The organism is Nonomuraea sp. NPDC004580, from assembly GCF_040609855.1.
Classification (GTDB): Bacteria; Actinomycetota; Actinomycetes; order Streptosporangiales; family Streptosporangiaceae; genus Nonomuraea; species Nonomuraea salmonea.
In genome coordinates this window covers 361,263-376,939 of sequence record NZ_JBEXLH010000001.1, presented here as the reverse complement: position 1 = coordinate 376,939, position 15,677 = coordinate 361,263, and the positions used below count along the sequence as shown (strand labels likewise).

At 72.2% G+C, this 15,677-nt stretch carries 12 protein-coding genes; 3 read left to right on the top strand and 9 right to left on the bottom strand.

Translation table 11 applies throughout. From position 1 onward, the window contains the following. Positions 1 to 13: 13 nt before the first annotated feature. Positions 14 to 2,191 carry an acyl-CoA dehydrogenase gene (locus ABZW11_RS01710; protein WP_355411495.1) on the bottom strand — a complete coding sequence of 726 codons (2,178 nt, stop codon included), beginning with the start codon at positions 2,189 to 2,191 and terminating at the stop codon, positions 14 to 16. 68 nt (positions 2,192 to 2,259) lie between these two features. Continuing rightward, entirely contained in the window at positions 2,260 to 3,048 is a 789-nt protein-coding gene (locus tag ABZW11_RS01705) for a hypothetical protein (RefSeq protein ID WP_355411493.1), read from the bottom strand. A 1,235-nt stretch (positions 3,049 to 4,283) separates the two neighbouring features. On the opposite strand from ABZW11_RS01705, the gene ABZW11_RS01700 reads away from it, so the two are divergent. Then, the gene (locus ABZW11_RS01700) at positions 4,284 to 5,714 is read left to right on the top strand and encodes an AMP-binding protein (RefSeq protein WP_355411491.1); all 1,431 of its coding nucleotides are present in this window, start codon (positions 4,284 to 4,286) and stop codon (positions 5,712 to 5,714) included. 20 nt (positions 5,715 to 5,734) lie between these two features. Next, positions 5,735 to 6,808 carry a trypsin-like peptidase domain-containing protein gene (locus ABZW11_RS01695; RefSeq protein ID WP_355411489.1) on the top strand — a complete coding sequence of 358 codons (1,074 nt, stop codon included), beginning with the start codon at positions 5,735 to 5,737 and terminating at the stop codon, positions 6,806 to 6,808. Between the two features lie 71 nt (positions 6,809 to 6,879). On the opposite strand, the gene ABZW11_RS01690 is transcribed toward ABZW11_RS01695, so the two are convergent. The 5 genes from ABZW11_RS01690 to ABZW11_RS01670 all read right to left on the bottom strand — a co-directional run bounded on the left by ABZW11_RS01690 (position 6,880) and on the right by ABZW11_RS01670 (position 13,486). Beyond that, positions 6,880 to 7,434, bottom strand: coding sequence for an OmpA family protein (locus ABZW11_RS01690; protein WP_355411487.1), 555 nt, complete (start codon positions 7,432 to 7,434; stop codon positions 6,880 to 6,882). Further along, the gene (locus ABZW11_RS01685) at positions 7,418 to 8,044 is read right to left on the bottom strand and encodes a hypothetical protein (protein WP_355411485.1); all 627 of its coding nucleotides are present in this window, start codon (positions 8,042 to 8,044) and stop codon (positions 7,418 to 7,420) included. Before ABZW11_RS01685 ends, ABZW11_RS01690 begins: the two co-directional genes overlap by 17 nt. Positions 8,045 to 8,119: 75 nt before the next feature. Then, positions 8,120 to 10,891 carry a BTAD domain-containing putative transcriptional regulator gene (locus tag ABZW11_RS01680; protein ID WP_355411483.1) on the bottom strand — a complete coding sequence of 924 codons (2,772 nt, stop codon included), beginning with the start codon at positions 10,889 to 10,891 and terminating at the stop codon, positions 8,120 to 8,122. After that, on the bottom strand, positions 10,888 to 12,495 hold the full coding sequence (locus ABZW11_RS01675) for a serine/threonine-protein kinase (protein ID WP_355411481.1): 1,608 nt from the start codon (positions 12,493 to 12,495) through the stop codon (positions 10,888 to 10,890). The genes ABZW11_RS01680 and ABZW11_RS01675 overlap by 4 nt, the downstream gene beginning before the upstream one ends. A gap of 28 nt (positions 12,496 to 12,523) precedes the next feature. Then, a complete protein-coding gene (locus ABZW11_RS01670) occupies positions 12,524 to 13,486 on the bottom strand; it encodes a GlxA family transcriptional regulator (protein ID WP_355411479.1) in 963 nt (320 codons plus the stop codon). Positions 13,487 to 13,584: 98 nt separating this feature from the next. On the opposite strand from ABZW11_RS01670, the gene ABZW11_RS01665 reads away from it, so the two are divergent. Further along, the gene (locus ABZW11_RS01665; protein ID WP_355411477.1) at positions 13,585 to 14,004 is read left to right on the top strand and encodes a hypothetical protein; all 420 of its coding nucleotides are present in this window, start codon (positions 13,585 to 13,587) and stop codon (positions 14,002 to 14,004) included. A gap of 141 nt (positions 14,005 to 14,145) precedes the next feature. On the opposite strand, the gene ABZW11_RS01660 is transcribed toward ABZW11_RS01665, so the two are convergent. Together ABZW11_RS01660 and ABZW11_RS01655 are read right to left on the bottom strand one after the other, a co-directional pair. Next, positions 14,146 to 14,745 (bottom strand): hypothetical protein, encoded by a 600-nt coding sequence (locus ABZW11_RS01660; RefSeq protein WP_355411475.1) that lies wholly within the window; start codon positions 14,743 to 14,745, stop codon positions 14,146 to 14,148. Continuing rightward, the gene (locus ABZW11_RS01655) at positions 14,742 to 15,626 is read right to left on the bottom strand and encodes a hypothetical protein (RefSeq protein WP_355411473.1); all 885 of its coding nucleotides are present in this window, start codon (positions 15,624 to 15,626) and stop codon (positions 14,742 to 14,744) included. Before ABZW11_RS01655 ends, ABZW11_RS01660 begins: the two co-directional genes overlap by 4 nt. Between the last annotated feature and the right edge of the window lie 51 nt (positions 15,627 to 15,677).

Sequence of the window (15,677 nt, the reverse complement as noted above, 5' to 3'; positions counted from 1 at the left end):
GGCGTCTCCCCCGCTACTTGCCGGGCTCGGGGTCCCTCGGCAGGCCCAGCATGCGCTCGCCGATGATGTTGAGCTGCACCTCCGTGGTGCCGCCGTAAATCGTCATGGCGCGGGTCGCGAGCACCGCCCTGTTCCAGTAGCCCGCGTCGCCCAGCTTCATGTCCGCGGCGACCACGGCGGACGTCCCGAGCAGCTCGACCGCCGTCTCCGACACGTGCTGCGCGTGCGAGGTGGACAGCAGCTTCCGTACGGAGGCGTCCGCGCCCGGCTCGCTGCCGGCCAGCTGCTTGAGCGTCACCCGCAGCGACAGCGCGTTGATCGAGTGGCCCTCGCAGACCACCTCGGCCACCCGCTGCTTCTCGGCCGGCGTCAGCTCCCTGCCCAGCCGTCCGGCCAGGCCCAGCAGGTCGGGCACCGACGCGCCCGTGCCGCCCGAGCCGGACGACAGCGACACGCGCTCGTTGGACAGCGTGTTGCGCGCCACCTTCCAGCCCTGGCCCACCTCGCCCACGACCAGGTCGTCCGGCACGAACACGTCGTCGAGGAACACCTCGTTGAACAGGTTCTCGCCGGTCATCTCCGTCAGCGGCCTGACCGTCACGCCCGGCGCCTTCATGTCCACCAGGAAGTACGTGATGCCCTCGTGCTTGGAGCCCTCGCTGGAGTTGCGGGCGATGCAGATGCCCCACTCGGCGACGTGCGCGACCGACGTCCAGATCTTCTGGCCGTTGAGCTTCCAGCCGCCCTCGACCTTCTCCGCCTTCATCTGCAGCGAGGCCAGGTCGGAGCCCGCGCCCGGCTCGGAGAAGAGCTGGCACCAGATCATCTCGCCGCTGAGCGTCTTGGGCAGGAAGCGCTGCTGCTGCTCAGGCGTCCCGTACGCGACGATGGACGGCACCACCCAGGCACCGATGATCATGTTGGGCAGGCGTACCTTGGCGGCCTTGAGCTCCTGCGCGAGCAGCACCTGCTCCAGCGGCTTGGCGCCCCGGCCCCACGGCTTCGGCAGGTGCGACATCACGAAGCCGCGCTCGGCCAGCGCCCGCTTCTGCTCCTTGCCCTCCAGCCCGGCGATCTCCGCGATCTCGGCCCGGATCGACTCGCGCAGCTCCTCCGCGCCCTCCGGCAGGTCGATCTCCATCTCCCGCGCCACGCCCGCCAGCGCCAGCTCCGCCACCGTGCCCGCCCACTCGGCCGACGAGCCGAGCAGCGCGCGCAGGGTGAGCGCGCGGCGGTAGTAGAGGTGCACGTCGTGCTCGAAGGTGTAGCCGATGCCGCCGAATGTCTGGACGGCGTCCTTCGCGCACTGCACGGCCGCGTCGGGGGCCATCACCCCGGCGACGGCGGCGGCGAACTCCAGCTCCTTGCCCTCGGCGCGGGTGGCGTCCCAGACCGTGGCGCGGGCCTGCTCCAGCGCGACCAGCATGCGCGACAGCTTGTGCTTGATGCCCTGGAACTGGCCGATCGGGCGGCCGAACTGGACGCGTACCTTGGCGTACTCGGAGGCGGCCGTCACGCACCACGACGCCAGACCCGCCGCCTCTGCCCCCAGCAGGATCGCCGCGATGCCGCGCACGTCGGAACGCTGCACGCCGCCCAGGATGCCCGACGCGGGCACCCGCACTCCGTCCAGCTCGACCTTGGCGACCGGCCTGGTGAGGTCGAGCGACTTCAGCTCGGTGACGGTGGCCGACGCGGCCTCGACCAGCACCCACTCCTCACCGTCGTCGGTGGTGACGGGCAGCACGAGCGAGTCGGCCAGCGAGCCGCCCAGCACGGGCTCGGCGGCGCCGGAGACGACCAGCGAGCCGTCCTCCGTGCGCGTGCCGGTCAGGCTGCCGGTCAGCGCGACGGCGGCGGTCAGGGTGCCGTCGGCGTACTGCTCCAGGTGCTCGGGGCGCTTCGACGCGCCGATGACCGCGCTGGCCAGCACGGTCGGGACGTACGGGCCCGGGGCCATCCGCTCGGCCAGCGCCTCGACCGCGACGGCCGCCTCCAGCAGGCCGTAGCCGGAGCCGCCGCGCTCCTCGGGCACGTGCAGGCCGAGCAGCCCCTGCTCGGCGAGGCCCGACCAGAACGGCGGACGCCCCTCGGTGCCCGCGCGCAGCAGCTCCGAGGGGATGTTCCGCTCGGCCCAGCCGCTCACCGACTCGCGGAGCGCCTCGTGCTCCTCGCTCAAACCGATCGCCATTACTCATCCTCCAGCCAGGTCCGAGTCATGCCCAGAACCATATTCTAGAGGATGCTTCTGCCTCTCGGTCAGAGTGGACGAACCTGCTCCGCGAGCGTGTTCAGATCGCGCCAGCGGGCCTTGTTCGCCTCCGGGATCGACGCCATCAGCATCGCCGGCTTCGTCTTGCCGACTTCGATCACCGTCACCATCGCCTGTGCCACCTGCTTCTTGCCGCCCGAGGTGAAGGTCACCTTGTAACCCAAGGTCCAGCCCTTGCCTACCGGGACCTTCTTCGACGCCGTCCACTCGTCCAGCGTCGCGCCCTTCGGATACTGGGTGCGGATCGTCCAGCGGGCCGCCTGCGTCGCGATCGCCCGGTAGTCGCCGTTCGACGACGGCTTCTTCTCCGGCGCGTCACCCGGGAGCATCGCCGAGGCGACCACCGTGTGCGGCACCGCGACCTTGCCGATGCGCTGGGCGATCGAGAACGGCGAGAACGACTTCGCCGTCCACGGCGCGGCCAGCCTCGGGTAGCTGATGCCCGACTTCTTGTCGGTGATCGTCCCTGTGACCGCGGACGCCGTGCCGGAGAACGCGGCGTACTTCTTGCTCGCCGGAACGGGCGGCAACACGATCGGCGTCTCGGTCACCGTCGGGCTCGCCGACGCGGAGGCGGACGGCGTCGGCGTCGTAGGCACCGGCGCCACCTGCACGACCTGCTCCTGCTCCTGATTAGGCACATCCCCGGAGAACACCACGAACACCAGCAGAACAGCCAGAACCGTCGCAAGAATGGCCCCGAACAGGTAAATCACCTTGATCGGAATATCCCCGAGCCCGCGCCGCCTGGGCGGCGGGGGCACCAACGCCTGCACCCCCGGCTGCCCGAACTGCTGCTCCCGCCCGGCGACGGGATGCGCCCCCGGCCCGGCAGGCGGCACAGGATGGGGCCCTGAGCCCGGCATCGGCCCCGCATGAGGACCCGGCGGCGGCACAGGATCAGCCCCCGAATGCGGCCCAGGCCCGATGTGGAGAGCCGCCCCCTGCGGTGGGACGGGATTGCCCCCCGAGTGCGGCTGAGGCCCCGGATACGGCCCAGCCCCACGCGGCGGCACGAGATTCGGCCCAGCCCCAGGCGGCGGCACGAGACTAGGCCCTGACTGCGGCCCAGGCCCGGCATAGGCCCCCACCCCCGGCGGCGGAACCGGATGAGGCCCCGCCTGCGGCCCAGGCCCGACATGCGGCCCAGCACCCGGCGGCACGGAATAAGGCCCGACACGCGGCGGCACCGCGTTCGGCCCGACACCTGGCGGCACGGGGTTCGGCCCAGAGCCCGACGTGGGCGGCGCATAAGGCGGCACACCCCGCACCGGCTTGGCATCGGGCTTGGTGATGGGCGCAACCTTCCGCCCAAGATCCTGCGAGGGCACCGAAGGCGGCGCCACACGCCGCTGCTCCTCCTCAGCCGCAGCCCCTTGCCCAGCCTCAGCCCCCGCCGCAACACCCTGCGACGCAGCCGAACCACCAGCCCCCTGCCCGGAACCAGCCCCCTTGCCCGCCCCAGCGCCTTGAGCCTGACCCGCGCCCTTGCCAGAGGCCGCACCCTTGCCCGACGTCGCACCCTTAGCAGGGGCGGCGGGCTTGGCCGGGGCGGCAGTCTCGCCCGACGCCGCACTCTTACCCGACGCCGCGCCCTTCCCCGCTCCAGCACCCTGCACAGAACCGGCACCCTTGGGCGGGGCGGCAGCGTCACCCGATGCCGCGCTCTTACGCGGTGCCGCGCCCTTCGCCGAAGCGGCGCCCTTACCTGGAGTCGCGTCCTTCGCCGGCCCTGAGTCCTTTGCCGGGGTTGCGCCCTTCGCCGGCCCGGAGTCCTTGGCGGAGGGCTGGGAGTCCTTGGCCGGGGTGGAGGGCTTGGTGCCGGGGGGTGGGAGGGGGATTTTTACCGTTTCCTCGGCGGGCAGGACGATCTTGCGGAACGGGGTGGTGGGTGGGTCATACGTAGGTGTCTGCTCGCCGTCGTCCGCCATGGCCATGAGGTTACGTCACCGACGAGCACGATATTTCCGCTATTCCCCCAGCAGAATCTAATTCTGTAATGTCAGCGAACATGAGGGGTTTCTACGAGATCGCGGCCCACGACCCAGAACGCCCCGCCCTCCTCGGCGACCAGGGCACGACCTACGGCGCGCTGCTCGACCGCGTCAACCGCGCCTCCAACGGCCTGACCTCGCGCGGCGCGGGACCGGGCGACTGCGTGGTGACCGTGCTGAAGAACGGGCTCGACGCCCTGACGATGATGCTGGCGACGTACCAGATCGGCGTCTACCTCGTCCCCGTCAACTGGCACTTCACCACCGAGGAGATCGACTACATCGTGGCCGACTGCCAGGCCAAGGCGGTGATCTCCCCGGACGCGCTCACGGTGCCCGAGCTGATCGAAGGCCGGCCCGCCACGCCACCGCCACTCCGCAAGGCGGGCTCGATGATGCTCTACACCTCCGGTACGACAGGCCGCCCCAAAGGCGTCCGCCGCCGCCTGCTGGACCTGACGCCGGAGGAGCTGTACCCGATCCTGATGCGCAAGAGCTGGCGCCACTTCGATCTCCCGATCGACGGCGTGCACCTGGTGTGCTCGCAGCTCTACCACTCGGCCCCGTACGGCCAGGCGATGATGGCGCTGCAGTTCGGCCACGCGATCGTGGCGCCGGAGCGGTTCGAGGCCGCCGCCACGCTGGAGCTGATCGAGCGGCACCGGGTGACGAACGCGTTCATGGTGCCCACCATGTTCCACCGCATGCTGGACGTACCGGACAGGGAGAAGTACGACCTGTCGTCCCTCACCCACCTCTACCACGGCGCCGCCCCCTGCCCGCCCGCCACCAAGAAGGCGATGATCGACTGGCTGGGCCCGGTGCTGTGGGAGTATTACGGCTCCACGGAGGCCGCGGTGGCGACCATGGTGTCGTCGGAGGAGTGGCTGGCCAGGCCGGGCACGGTGGGCAGGGCGCTGGACGGGATGACGTTCACGATCATCGGCGAGGACGGCGAGGAGCAGCCGGCGGGCTCCCCCGGCCTGGTCTACATCGGCGGCATCAACCGGTTCGAGTACCACGGCGACCCGGGCAAGACGGCCTCGACGATGCGCGGACGCGCGTACACGCCGGGCGACATCGGCTACCTCGACGAGGACGGCTACCTGTTCCTGCTGGACCGGCGTACCGACCTGATCATCTCCGGCGGGGTCAACATCTACCCGGCGGAGGTCGAGGCGGCGCTGCTCGAACACCCCTCGGTGGCCGACGTCGCGGTGATCGGGGTGCCCGACCCGGAATGGGGGCACAAGGTGGTGGCCCTGGTGCAGCCGGCCGCCGGGGCGACCGCGGGGGACGAGCTCACGGCCGAGCTGCTGCGCCACTGCGCGCCCCGTCTGGCCAGGCTCAAGCACCCCCGCGTGATCGAGTACCGCGAGTCGCTGCCCCGCACCCCGACCGGCAAGCTCAGCAGGAGAAATGTCAGGGAGGCGTATCTTTCGGGGTGAGCTGGGCAGTTCACCTTCCCATGAGGGAGATCGCCGCAGGACTGGCCGCCGCCGCAGTGCTGCTGACAGGCTGCGGCCCTCCCCCGACCACGACAGGCACCACCACACCCACCGTGACCGGGCCCACCTCGCCGTCCCCGGCGACGTCCCGTCCCGTCTCGCCGCAGGGCCTGGAGGCGGCGTACGAGAAGGTGATCGCGGACGTCCTGCCGTCCATCGTGCAGATCAACACGAAGGTCGGGCTCGGCTCGGGCATCGTGTTCGACCGCAGCGGACACATCGTCACGAACGCCCACGTCGTCGGCCAGGCCACGCAGATGACCGTCACCATCGCCACGGGCGGGGCGCCGCGGTCGGCCCGGCTGGTCAGGTCGTTCCCCGCGGGCGACCTCGCGGTGATCAAGGTGGACAAGGCGGACGGGCTGCGGCCGGCCAGGTTCGGCGACTCGTCCAAAGTGCGGGTCGGGCAGATCGTGCTGGCCATGGGCAACCCGCTCGGGCTGTCCGGCAGCGTGACGAACGGCATCGTCTCCGCACTCGGCCGTACGGTCACCGAACCCCAGGACCCCGGCTCCCCCGGCGCCACCATCGCCGGCGCCATCCAGACCTCCGCCGCCATCAACCCGGGCAACAGCGGCGGCGCGCTCGTCGACCTGTCGGGCAGCGTGATCGGCATCCCGACCCTGGCCGCCACCGACCCGCAACTGGGCGGCGGCGCCGCGCCCGGCATCGGCTTCGCCATCCCGAGCAACACGGCCACCGACATCGCCCGCCAGATCGTCAAGAACGGCAAGGTCACCAACAGCCACCGCGCCGCCCTTGGCATCCGCGGCAGCACGGTCATCGGCCCGGACGGCCAGCCCGCCGGGGTCGGGGTGGCGACCGTCGAGCGCGGCGGCGGCGCCGAGAAGGCCGGCATCCGGCCCGGCGACGTGATCACCTCGATCAACGGCAAGCCCACGAACACCATGGCCGCCCTGGCGGAGATCATCACCACCCTCCGGCCCGGGGCCCGCGCCAAGGTGACCCTGATCCGCGCCGACGGCACCGAGGAAACCGTCACCGTCACCCTCGGCCAGCTCCGAGCCGACTGAGCCCGGCCCACCGAGGGAGCGACGCAGGAGGGGGTGTGGTGTCAGCGATCCCGCTGAGGGGTCCGGGAGGGTCACTGTTTTGCGGTGAAGATGATCTCGACGCGGCGGTTCTTGGCGCGGTTGGCCTCCACCGGCTTGCCGTCCACCACGTTCGGCAGTTTGGGGCGGCTCTCGCCGTACCCCTGCGCCTGAAGGGTCACCCCGGCGTCGGCGAGCAGCCCGCGCATGGCACTCTCGACCGACTGGGCGCGGCGCAGCGACAGCGTACGGTTGTAGGGGTCGGTGCCCTGGTCGTCCGTGTGCCCCTCGATCTTGACGACCCCGCCGGCCCCCTCCGTCCGCACCTTGCGCGCCACCTTGGCGAGCCGGTCGCGCGCCTTGGCGGTGAGCTGCCACTTGTCGAGCGCGAACAGCACGTCGCTGGTCACCGCCACGGTCACCTGGCGCCCTTGGGTGGTCTCGCTCTCGGTGCCGTCCATGGACTCGACCTCGCCGATGATGTCCTCGACGGGCAGCACGAGGTCCTCGACGACCCCGGTGGCGTCGGCGGGCACGCCGGGCGGGGGCGTCGGTGACAGCGCGGGCAGCAGGGTGACGGCGAGCGCGACGCTAAGAGATCGGAACATCGCTGAGCACGCCGATCATCGGCATCTCGACGTTGACCTTGGTGACGTCGGGCGGCGGGGCGGCGAAGACGGCGTACAGCGTGGACGCCTCGCCCGACTCCAGGAACTGCCCCTGCGTGCCCGAGCACACGCACTCGGCGTCCTGGCCGGTGCCGTTGCGCGCCACCCGGTAGCGCTTGGCGTTGACGGGGTCGATCAGGGAGACCTTGGAGACGGTGAAGTCGAGCGGCCCCCTACCCATGCCGTTGTGCAGGTTGACCTTGCCGTCGGTCGCGGTGACCGTCCAGGTGAGGCTGACCGTCTTGCCCTGGCGGCGCAGGGAGGTGATGTCGACCCGGGCGGTGCCGTACATGTCGCCCGCGCCCGTCTTGGCCTCGCGGGTGGCGATCACGGTGGTGTCCTGGGCGGGCGCCTGCTGGGCTGACCCGGTCGGCGGCGCCTGGGTGGGCGTCTGGGGCGGCGTCTGGGGTGGCTGGGCCTGCTGGGCGGACTCCTGGGCGGCGGTCTGCGTCTGCCGCTCCTCGCCGCCACCGGCGCCGGGCGGGCCGGGGATCATGCCGCAGCCCGCCAGCGCGAGAGCCGCGACAACCGGCGCGAACAACTTTCGCATCGTGTGGTCACCTTCGTCGTCGGGGGTTGTGAGCCTCACCTTAGGGAGGCGCCGTTCAGTATCCGCATAGTCGCGTCATATGCGCAGATCACGCCGCTTCTGAAGCTCGTACGCGAGCCGTTCGGCCTCGGCCCTGCCCTGGCTATCGCCAAGGGCGTCAAACTCTGCCATAGCTCGCATAACGGTCTCAACCGCCGCGTCGAAGTCGCCCCCGGCCGTCAGCACCTCGGCCAGCACCAGCAGCGCCACCGCCTCGGGCAACCGGTCGCCCAGCCGCCGGTTGACCCGCAGCCGCCGCTCCACGCACTCGCGCGCCCGCGCGATCCGCCCCTCCCGCAGGTGCAGCCTGCCCAGGTCGAGCAGCGCCTCCGCCGCGCCGCGCGGATCACCCAGCTCCTCGTACGCCGCCAGCCCCGCCCCCAGCATCCCCTCGTCCCCGCGCAGAGCGCCGAGCGCGCGCAACGTGTCCGCCCGTCCCCGCCGGTCGCCGTGCTCCTCGAAGACCTGCAGCGCCCGGACGAACGCCCGCTCCGCCTCGCCGCCCCCGCCGGGACGCGCCGCGTGCACGAGGCCGAGCCTCAGCGTGACCCGGGCCAGCTCCAGCCCTTCGACCAGTGGCTGGGCCGCCCGCAACGCCGCCGCGGCCGCCTCCGTACGCCCCTCGGCCCTGTGCAGGTCGGCCAGTCCGCGCAGCAGCAGCGCCTCGCCCTCCCGATGCCCTGCGGCCCTCGCCGCGTCGAGGCCTGTGGCGGTCGTGGCGTGCCAGTCGTCGTGGTGGGCGTTCAGGGCGAACAGCGGCGTCAGGTAGAAGGCCAGGCGCCAGGCGGCCTCGTACAGACCGGACTGGAAGAAGTCGTGCACGGTCGCCACCAGGAAGCGGCGCTCGGCGCCCAGCCACCGCGCCTCCTGCCGCAGCCGGCCCGTCTCCAGGCCGGCGGCGGGCGGGCGCACCTCGGTACGGCCGGTGCCCGGCTCCGCCGGGAGCAGCGCGGCCCTGGCCTGCCTGGTGCGCTCCAGGATCTCGCCCGCCAGCGAGGCCAGCACCGGGCCTGGACCGCCGTCCTCCTCGGCCAGGCGTTCCGCGGCGTACAGGCGGGTGAGGTCGTGCCAGCCGTACCGCTCCTGGCCTGCCTCGTCGAGCCCGCGCGACTGCAGCAGCCCCGCCTCCACCAGCGGTTCCAGGTCGGCGCCCGCCACCCAGAGCGCGAAGTCCCGCGCCGACAGGGCGCCCAGGCGGCGCAGCAGCAGCCGTTCGGGGTCGGGCAGGCCGCGGTAGCCCAGGGCGAGGCTGCCGCGTACGGCGAGGTCGCCCGCGCTCAGCTCGTCGAGCCTGCGCCGCTCGTCGCCGAGCCGGCCCGCCAGGTGGTCGAGCGTCCAGCCCGGCCTCCTCGCCAGCCGGGAGCCGGCGATGCGCAGCGCCAGCGGCAGGTGACCGCAGAGCCTGACGATGCGCAGCGCGGCCTCAGGCTCGGCCTGTACGCGCTCTGCGCCTGCCACGCCGGCGAGCATCGCGACGGCCTCGTCCTCGTCGAGCAGCCCCAGCTCGTACGCCCGCGCCGCCTCCAGCCCGGCCAGCGGCGACCGGCTGGTGACCAGGGTGATGCTGCCCGGCCCTGTGGGCAGCAGGGGGCGCACCTGGGCCTCGTCGGCGGCGTCGTCCAGCACGACGAGCAGCCGGCGGCGGGCGGTCGTGCTGCGGTAGAGGCGTACCCGGTCGTCCAGCCCCGGCGGCACCGCGCCGTCGGGGCAGCCGAGCGAGCGCAGCAGATCCTCCAGCACCGCACTGGGCGGGCGGGAGCCGAGCGCGGCGTACAGGCGGCCGTCGGGCCGGTCGAGCGCCGAGGCCGCATGCACGGCCACCGCCGACTTCCCGCACCCCGGCGGGCCGTGCAGCACGAGGTGGACGGGTGTGGTGGCGCTCTCGGCGGCCGTCCGCGCGATCCAGCCGAGCACCTGCCGCCGTCCAGCAAAGTCAGAAATATCCGGCGGCAACTCATCCACCCACCCACCCAGACCCGCGGGAAAGCCCATATGTCCGACGGGAGACCCGCCCTGACCAGCGGCGAAGCCGCGCCGGTCGTCAGGAAACCCGCCTTGACCAGCGGGGAAGCCGCCGTAGCCAGGCGGCTGATCGCCGTCCAGTACCCGCTGGTGGGCGGCCACCAGCTCGTCGCCCGGCTCCAGCCCCAGCTCGTCCACGAGCGTCCGCCGCGCCTCCTGGTACGCCCCCAACGCCTCCGACCTGCGCCCCGCCTGGTGCAAAGCGTCGATGAGCCGCACCCACGCCCGCTCCCGCAACGGATGGGCACCCGTCAGCGCCCGCAACTCACCCACCACCTCGGCGCCCCTGCCAAGCTGCAGATCCAGCTCGACCCGCTCCTCCACGGCGGTCAGCCGCAGCTCCTCCAGCGGCACCCCGTACGCGCGGCGCAGCACCGACGACTCCACCCCGGCCAGCGCCTCCCCACGCCAGAGCCCGAGCGCCGTACGGAACACCTCGGCCGCCCCCGCCACCTGCCCCGCCGCCCGCGCCCGCCGCGCCTCGGCGACCAGCCGCTCGAACCGGTGACAGTCCACGTCGTCCGGCTCGACGTCGAGCAGGTAACCACCGGCCACGGTACGGATCCCGGTCACCAGCTTGCGCAGCGCGCTGACGTACACCCTGAGCACCGACTCCGCCGAAGCCGGCGGCCGGTCGTCCCACACCACCGACAGCAGCCGCTCGACCGGCACCTGCTCGCCCGCCGACAGCAGCAGGGCGGCCAGCAGCGTACGGTGCTTGGCCGGGCCGGGCGGCAGCCCACCGTCGATCCGCAGCGGCCCCAGCAGGCCGAAGCGCACGCTCACGTGCCGGCCGCCGGCCTGGCGGCGAACGACTCGAAGCTCACGTGCACGCTCTCGCCGGGCGCGGACGCCGCATGCACACCCGCCTCGCCAGGCCCGTACGGGGAGTCGCCGTCGGACACCTGCGCCACCAGCCGCTCGTTCACCCAGAGCCGCAGCCCGACCGTGTCCCCACCGCCCCCGCACTCGGCGACGACCCGGTAAGTGGCCGTCTTCGGCACGGCAGTGGGCCCGTGAAGGGTGACGCCGTCGGTGCCCGTACGCCGCTTGACGATCGACACCTTGCCCGTGCCGTCGACCCCGAACTCGTACCGATCACCCGACCGAGCCGACCCATGACACCACACGCCATACGCACCGGCCCCACTTCGAAGCCTGGCTGTGGCGCTGACGACCACACCCTCCTTCGGCTCCGCCACGGGCGCCGACTTCCACAACCGCCATCCGGGCTTGACGCTCAGCTCGTAACCGGACCCGGCCGGCCGGGCACTCCCACCCTCGGACACCCCGGTGTCCCAAGCATCGAACCCGGCCTCATACGGCCACCGAGGCGCAGCAAGCACCCCAGGCAACGTCACGGCCGCAACAACCCCGGCGACCACCATCCCACCGGCCACCACCCAAGGCCACCGCCGCCTCCGCGCTCGCCCAGAGTGCGCAGCGGCCTTGAGGACCGGAGAGCCTCCGGCGCCACCATCCCCGGGGCTCAGCGGCTCAGCGCCACCCCATCGGCCGGCGGCATCGCCAGCGGCCTCCGTGGCCGGGTGCAGGGGGACGGAGCCGGTCCATGTGCGTTCCACGACCTCGGTGGCCGCCGCCAGCCGCGTCCCCCCGACCAGATCACCCAGCAGCTCCTGAGCGGAAGGCCGCACCCGGGGATCCTTGGCGAGGGCCCGCCGCACCACCCCCTGGATCCCCTCGTCCAGCCCGTCCAGCCGGACCTCGTCCTGCGTGATCCGGTACAGCACCTCGGCCGGCGCCCCGCCGCCGAACGGCAGCCGCCCCGTACCGGCGAACACGATCACCCCGCCCCACGCGAACACGTCGGCGGCGGGCGTCAGGGGCTCGCCGCGCACCTGCTCGGGCGACATGAACGCGGGCGTCCCGAGCAGCGCCTGGCTGGCCAGGCTGTCGTGCCCGGCGAGCTGCGCGATGCCGAAGTCGATCACCTTGGGCCCGAGTGGCGACAGCAGCACGTTGGCCGGCTTGAGGTCACGGTGGATGACCCCGGCCCCGTGGATGGCGCTCAGCGCGGTGGCGATGCCGACGGCCAGCGCCTCCAGGTTCCCGCCGGACAGCGGCCCCTGCTCGCGCACGGCCCGCGCCAGGTCGGGCCCTTTGACGTATTCGGTGACGAGGTAGGCCACGTCACCGTCGAGGCCGGCGTCCAGCACGGGCGCGGTGCAGAACCGCGCCACCTGCCGCGCCGCCGCCACCTCGCGTTCGAAGCGCCGCCGGAAGGCCGGATCCCTGGCCAGCGCGGGGTCGATGAGCTTGACCGCGGCCAGGCCGCCGGTCGGCGTGGTGGCGAGGTGGACCTCGCCCATGCCGCCCCGGCCGAGCAGGCGCCGCAGCGCGTACCCGCCTATGACCCGGTTGTCGTTCATCGCAGACACATTAGCCAGATCCGGGCACTCACCCGGCGGCCTGGGACAACCGGTAGCGGGAGGGCGAGATGCCGTACCGGTCGATGAAGGCCTGCCGCAGCGTCTCCGCCGAGTTGAACCCGCAGCGCGTGGCGACGGCGGCCATCGGCAGGGACGTGGTGGCGAGCAGGTGGGCGGCGGCCTCGGTGCGTGCCTGGCGGACGTACCGGCCGGGGGTCTGGCCGAGGTGCTTGAGGAAGAGCCGGGTGAGGTGCCGCTCACTGACCCCGGCCTCGGCCGCGAGGGCGGCGGTGGCGAGGTCGTCGCGCAGGTGGGTAGAGATGTGCTGGACGATCCGCCTCACCAGGCTGTTGGCGGGCGAGGGCGGCTCGACGAACATGCTCATCTGGACCTGGTTGCCGGGCCGCTGGAGGTAGGTGACCATGTTCCTGGCGACGGTCCTGGCCAGCTCGGGGCCGTTGTCCTCCTCGACGAAGGCGAGCGTGAGGTCGAGCGCGGCGGTGATGCCGGCGGAGGTCGAGACGTTGCCGTCGCGGATGAAGATCGGGTCGGGGTCGACGGTCACCCCGGGGAAGCGGCCGGCCAGCACGTGCGCCTCCTTCCAGTGGGTGGTGGCGCGCCGGCCGTCGAGCAGCCCGGCGGCGGCCAGCACGTACGCCCCGGTGCAGACCGAGGCCACCCGCCTGCTCTCCCTGGCCAGCCGCCTGACGTGGGCGACGACGAGGGGGTTGGCGGCGGCGTCCTCGTGGCCGATGCCGCCGGAGATCAGCAGCGTGTCGAGCGGCCCCGTGACGCGTTCGAGCGCGAGCTGCGCGTCCAGCCGGAGGGCGGTGCCGGTGGTGATGGGGTGGCCGCCGGGGGTGGCGACGCGGTATTCGTAGTACGGTAACGCGCCGTGCCAGTTGGCGCTCTCCAGCGTCGTGGTGACGCAGGCGATGTCGAGCAGCTCGGCCGCCTCGTACGCCACCACGACGAACCGTCGTCGATCCATGGCACGACTGTAGGTCCGAGGGACAAGGAACCCAAGTATCCGGACCTGCCGGACGGCTTCCCTTGGGCCCCGCCACCGCTCAGGGCGACAGTCGAAGCATGACGACGACGACCACCACCACCACCACGCCCACGGGGCGCCGCTGGGGCAGGTTCGCCCTCCACTACGTCGAGATGATCATCGCCATGTTCGCCGGCATGTTCCTCATCGGCATGCTCCGCTCCGCCGTCGGCCTCGGCGTCTCCCTCGCCGAGCAGCCCGAGCTCTGGTACCTGGCGATGGCGTTCGACATGTCGATCGGCATGGGCGCCTGGATGCGGGTGCGCGGGCACCGCTGGACGCCCACGCTGGAGATGTGCGCGATCATGTTCGCGCCGGCCGTGCCGCTCTTCCCGCTGCTGTGGACGGGCGTCATCGACGGCGACGTGCTCATGCTCGTCTCGCACGTCGGCATGTTCCCGCTCATGCTGGCGGCGATGCTGCTCCGCCTCGACGAGTACGCCGGGTGCCGCCATTGAGCGCCTTGCGGTAGCCGTCCAGCACGTCCTGTCGCAGCAGATGCCCGAACCCGGCCCGCCGCAGCCGCATCCCCAGCGATGGCTCGCTGATGCGCGGCGCGGCGGCGTCGAGCGTGCCCGGCCGGCCCGTCCGGAGCCCTGCTACCGATCCGGTGCGTACCTTGCCTTGATTTCTCCGAGCTTGAGCTGCCTGTCGCGGATGTCGGTGATCAGCACGTACGCGACCAGCAGCAGCCCCAGGCAGAGCACGTCGGCCGCCCACCACGGGATCTCGGCGAGCAGCAGGTAGCCCTGCCCGTCACTCAGCTCTCTGATCACCACCGTGACCACCGCCACCACGACGGTGACCAGCGCCCACGTCCACCAGCGCGGCAGGCTGCCCTTGTTCCACAGCCGCACCCGCCAGTTCATGAACACCGCGAGCACGCCCAGCAGCGCGCAGAACCCGATCAGCCACCACGGCAGCGCGAACGCGGTCTGCTCGGAGATCTGCTCCTTGGTGGCGCGCAGCTCCGCCTCGGCGGCCCGCCGCGCCTGCTCCGACTCCTCAAGCTTGCGTTCGAGCTGCGCGATGGTCTGCTGGCGGCGCGGCGGCTGCGCGGACTCCTCGGTGGGCAGCATCCGCGCGACGACCGTCAGCATGATCGCCACGAAGGACAATGCCAGCACGATCGCCATGAACAGGTCGATGAACCGCAGGTCGAGCGGCGGCGCGAACGACCGGCTGGCCTGCTTCCTCACTGCTCCCTCACCAGCGTGTACTTCTGCGGCTTGCTCTCGGCGGCGCTCCGCCGCTCGACCGCCGTGCGCAGCGCGTCCAGCCCCTTGATCAGCTCCTCGGTCCTGTCACGCGACTGCGCCAGCTCCTGCGTCAGGCCGCGCAGCTCGGACCCGGCGGGCGCGGCCGGCGCCGCGCCCTTGCCGCCGGGGAGCCGGGCCAGGTAGATGAGGAACACCTCGTCGGCCGCCGCCACACTGGCCCGCTCCGACCGCTCGATCAGCGTCATCGCGCCGAACGCGAGCACGCTCAGGAACAAGGCGATCATGGTGACGCCGAACGCGGAGGCCAGCTCGGGCAGCACGTGCTGCTTGAGCGCGGTGATCAGCACGCCGGGGTCGCCACGGCTGTCGAGGGCGCTGGAGAACGAGCCGACCATCGCGGCCATGGTGAGGGCCGTGCCGATGAAGCCGAAGACCGGCAGTGCCCAGATGAGCGCGTGGTCGATGTGGTGCTTGTTGGCCATCTCCCCGTCGTCGAGCGCGGAGCGGGCGGTCAGCACCGCCTCGGCGTCGCCACCGGCCTCCGCGGCCTCCCTGAACAGCCGCAGACGCTTGCCGACCAGCGTGTCATCGCTCGGCCGCACCGACTGCACGCTGGCCGCGGCGCGTGCCGTCGCGGCCGCCTCGCGGCGGATGTCCGGCACGGCTCGCACGATCCGCAGCACGGTGGTGAGGAACACCGCGAAGATCAGCGTCACCACCAGCTCTGCCGCCCCCGGCGCCGTGGTCGCCCCCACGAACTGCAGCAACTGCCGGACCATCCCCGTCATCAGCAAAACCGCTGACACCAGCAGCCCCACCAGCGGCGCGAACCCCGAATGGCGCCAGTCGAACCTTGACACGCTTCAACCCCACTCCAGCACAGGAAAATGTCAAAGCACACCTTGGCACAC

Excerpts from the sequence above, each read along its gene's own strand:
- ABZW11_RS01675 (WP_355411481.1), bottom strand. The coding sequence starts at position 12,495 with ATGAACGACAACCGGGTCATAGGCGGGTACGCGCTGCGGCGCCTGCTC.
- ABZW11_RS01710 (WP_355411495.1), bottom strand. The coding sequence starts at position 2,191 with ATGGCGATCGGTTTGAGCGAGGAGCACGAGGCGCTCCGCGAGTCGGTG.
- ABZW11_RS01690 (WP_355411487.1), bottom strand. The coding sequence starts at position 7,434 with ATGTTCCGATCTCTTAGCGTCGCGCTCGCCGTCACCCTGCTGCCCGCG.
- ABZW11_RS01695 (WP_355411489.1), top strand. The coding sequence starts at position 5,735 with ATGAGGGAGATCGCCGCAGGACTGGCCGCCGCCGCAGTGCTGCTGACA.
- ABZW11_RS01665 (WP_355411477.1), top strand. The coding sequence starts at position 13,585 with ATGACGACGACGACCACCACCACCACCACGCCCACGGGGCGCCGCTGG.
- ABZW11_RS01685 (WP_355411485.1), bottom strand. The coding sequence starts at position 8,044 with ATGCGAAAGTTGTTCGCGCCGGTTGTCGCGGCTCTCGCGCTGGCGGGC.
- ABZW11_RS01700 (WP_355411491.1), top strand. The coding sequence starts at position 4,284 with ATGAGGGGTTTCTACGAGATCGCGGCCCACGACCCAGAACGCCCCGCC.
- ABZW11_RS01670 (WP_355411479.1), bottom strand. The coding sequence starts at position 13,486 with ATGGATCGACGACGGTTCGTCGTGGTGGCGTACGAGGCGGCCGAGCTG.